The organism is Arthrobacter rhombi (assembly GCF_039526245.1).
In the GTDB taxonomy this organism is placed as follows: Bacteria; Actinomycetota; Actinomycetes; order Actinomycetales; family Micrococcaceae; genus Arthrobacter_H; species Arthrobacter_H rhombi.
This window is the reverse complement of the sequence record NZ_BAAAIV010000029.1, coordinates 1-781: the sequence shown is the minus strand read 5'-3', so window position 1 is coordinate 781 and position 781 is coordinate 1. Positions and strand designations below refer to the sequence as shown.

The window sequence follows — 781 nt, the reverse complement described above, 5'->3', positions numbered from 1 at the left end:
GCCGCACCCAGATCTCCAGCTGGGGCATCAGGTGGTGCCGGCGGGCCCAGACAACGAAAGTCCTGATTTCGATGCCCTTGGGTTGTGCGAGGTACCGGTCAAGGTCCTGCTGGTGCATCGTTTCGAGGCTTGTCCCACGCCCGTCGAGCCAACTGAGGAAGCAGGCGATGGCCTTGAGCTCACGGCGCCGCCGATAGTCCACGTTCGGTGATATCGGAGCCGCCTCGGACTCTTGACGCATCATCCGCAGGACATGCCACTGGTGGTAGCGACGGAGGATCGTTGCATGGCCTGGAGCGAGCGTCTGCAGAAAGCGGTTGGCGAAGACCTCGTGGTCATTGAGTCGCACGTCGACGGCGGGCAGCGTTCCTGCGGTGACCATCAGCCGGCGCAGGTAGCGGATCCTTGGTGAAGGCTGGAGCTGGTTCAGCGTGCTGTGGCTGATGGGCACGTATCCGGTGGCCATGGCACGCAGAGTGCCATGCACTTGATCGTGCTTGATCCATCGCACGACGGTCCGCTTGTCCGGCGTGCTCAGCAGCAGGTCGTAGAGTCCTGTCAGGTCGGGATGGATCTTCCCGTCGTCTTGGGCCAAGACGTCCCGTGCTCGTTCCTGGAGGCGGCAAGTCCCGCACTGGGAACCTGTGAGTTGCTCCTCGCTTCCACACGTCTTGCAGGCGAATCGGCTGGGGACGCCCGCGCATGCTGCGCAAACGATGGTCCCGTCGTCGTCGAAGAAGGCCAGGACTTTCATTACTTCGCAGGATGGGCAGCTCCCCGG

Annotated in this window: 1 protein-coding gene; it reads right to left on the bottom strand. The window is 63.1% G+C overall.

Features of this window, described 5'->3' with window-relative positions; genetic code table 11:
- Nucleotides 1-595: hypothetical protein (locus ABD088_RS17195; RefSeq protein ID WP_343903205.1), on the bottom strand; the 595-nt coding region annotated here is incomplete at its 3' end.
- Nucleotides 596-781: the final 186 nt, after the last annotated feature.